Raw genomic sequence first — 2,370 nt, forward strand, 5'->3', positions numbered from 1 at the left:
CCATGACCATGCGCCCGATCGACGAGCTCGACAAGATCCTCGCAAGACCCGAAGACGCCGGGCTGCGTCGTGCGTTCACCCAGTGGTTGACCACGACCTTCTTGCCATCGCGGATGTCTGGCGTTACCGTACCAACCGTGGAGAAACTCGAAGAGGTGAAACCGATGATCGCAGAGAACGCTATCGACTGGTCCGCTCAATGGCGCAGAGAGGGCGTGGCAGAAGGACGGCGCAAGGGCGAGGCGGATCTGCTGCTGCGGCAGCTCGGCCGGCTGTACGGTCCGCTGGCGCCGGAGGTCGAAGAGCGGGTCCGCGGAGCCGAGGCGGAGCAGCTGCTCGAGTGGGGGGAGCGCCTGGTGGCCTCCGCTTCCCTCAAGGAGATCTTCGAGGACGGCTGCGACGACCGGGGGTAAATCGGAATCAGGCGCAGGGCTCTGGACGCGGCGCAGGCCCCCGTCCTCGCCCAGGCCGACGAGCCCCTCCATCGCACAGGCGACCGCCGAAGCGACGCTGGCGGCGCGCTCGGCAGCGGTGGCCGCGTACCCCACCGCCGCGTCCGCCGCATCGATATCCTCAAAGAGCGTCTCCAGCCGCCACCGGCCGGCCTCCGGCGGCGGGTGTTGACCAAGGCGAAGCTGGTCGGAGGGAGGAGGCCCCCTCTCCCCCTTGGGGGAGAGGGCTAGGGTGAGGGGGTCGAGCGCGTAGCGCGCGCATCCTCGTCATTCGACCACCTCGCCGATTCTGAACGGCCGGGGAGAAGGGTAACACTTTGGACCGGGAGCATAGGTGACACTCCTCGGGGGTGGGGGGTCTTTTTCTGAGTGTCTTCCTCAAGTCGTAGTAGGAGGAGTAGGAGTAGGGCCTGTGGGAGCTGTGGGAAACGCGGACGGTAGTGCAGGCGAGATCGAGGGCGTCATGATGGATGGTCGGAATCTCCGAGCGTTCGAGGCGGGTGTCCGCGTTTTCCAAGCGGCTGTGGAAATCGTGGAGGCGACTTGTCGCCGGAGCGATTTCCAAGGTCCTGTGGGAGGGCTGTGGAAAAGTGGCTCGGCACTTTTCCAAGCGAAGCGGCAGCCCTTCCATAGGACCGTCAGACGCGGCAGCTTCCACAGGTCTCCTCATGGGCCGGGGTCCTTCTTGGGCGCTCGCCCCGCGCCCCGCAGGCGCCGGTCTCGCTCATCGAAACGTGCCAGCAGGAGCGGACCGAAGCACAGCGACCAGATCCCGTCATCGACTTCCTCCAAGCCGACCGGTTCGCCGGTCAGCACTTCGCTGATGAACAGGAACTGCCCCTGCCATTTGACCCGACCGTCGGTTCGTACCCGCCGTACCTCATAGTGACCTGGATACTCCACTTCGGCGATGCGGTCCGGATACTGCCGCGGCGAGGGCTCGTACAGTTCCGCGGGCATTTGTAGGTCCAGCCCCTCATGGGGACGCTCGACATTGAACTCTTGGCGGAAGGCATCGAAGAGATGCTGCTGCGCTTCGAGATTCGCCCCTGGAGGCCGGGTCGTCTCCGCCTTCAGGGTCTTGTGCATTCGCTCATGAACGCCGTGCTGTTGGGGCTTGGCCGGCTCAATCAGCAGCGGTTGAATGCCCAGCTTGATCCACCACACCGACAGTCGCGAGAGTCCACACAGCGCCGTAGAACTGAACGGGCACCCATTGTCGGTCAAGATCGCCCGAGGCAGTCCATACTCACGGAACAGATCCTCGAAGGCCGGTCGTGCCCCGGCATGGGCGGTCGACAACTGGCCCTCACAGCCCAGCAGAAACCGACTCTTGAGATCCGCCACCGTCAGTGGGTAGCAGTACCGACGGTCGCCGGTGCGGAACTCACCCTTGAAGTCACCGGTCCACACGTCGTTGGGCGCTTCGGCCTCGAACTTCGGCCGGCCTGGGTGCTTGGAGCGACGCCGGCGCCGGACCGCCTCCACCAGACCATGACGCTTGAGGATGTCGCCTGCGGTGCTAGGCGCCGGCCAGGGCCACTTGGGGTGCCGATTCCGCAGAATCTTCAACAGCTTCCGAGGTCCCCAGCGCGGATGCTTCTGCCGCGACGCCACCAGCGCCTCGACCACACGCTGCTCGGTGCGATGTGGGCAGTGCTTCGGCGCCCGAGATCGGTCCTTCAGCCCCTCCACACCTCCCTCCACATAGCGATCCGTCCACTTGTAGCCGGTCTTGCGGCTGATCCCGTAGTCCTTACACAGTTCTGTCATCGTGAACAGGCTACTCTCCAGGTCGTCGATAAAACTCAGTCGCTCTTTCATCGGATTCGTCTCGCTCCATGGCATGCGGGCACCTCCTCGGTGCCCAAGTTTGCCCCACGAGACTGTTACCCATGTCCCCGGTCCAATCTGTTAC

2 protein-coding genes are annotated in these 2,370 nt (G+C 64.6%); one reads left to right on the forward strand and one right to left on the reverse strand.

Annotation, left to right across the window (positions count from 1 at the left end):
* A partial coding sequence (locus tag GY769_10390; protein MCP4202330.1) for a DUF4351 domain-containing protein occupies positions 1-413 on the forward strand: 413 nt, incomplete at its 5' end.
* Positions 414-1,118: 705 nt separating this feature from the next.
* Here the strand turns inward: GY769_10390 and GY769_10395 are convergent.
* A complete protein-coding gene (locus tag GY769_10395; protein ID MCP4202331.1) occupies positions 1,119-2,276 on the reverse strand; it encodes an IS481 family transposase in 1,158 nt (385 codons plus the stop codon).
* Positions 2,277-2,370: the final 94 nt, after the last annotated feature.

The organism is bacterium (assembly GCA_024224155.1).
Taxonomy (GTDB): Bacteria; Acidobacteriota; Thermoanaerobaculia; order Multivoradales; family JAHEKO01; genus CALZIK01.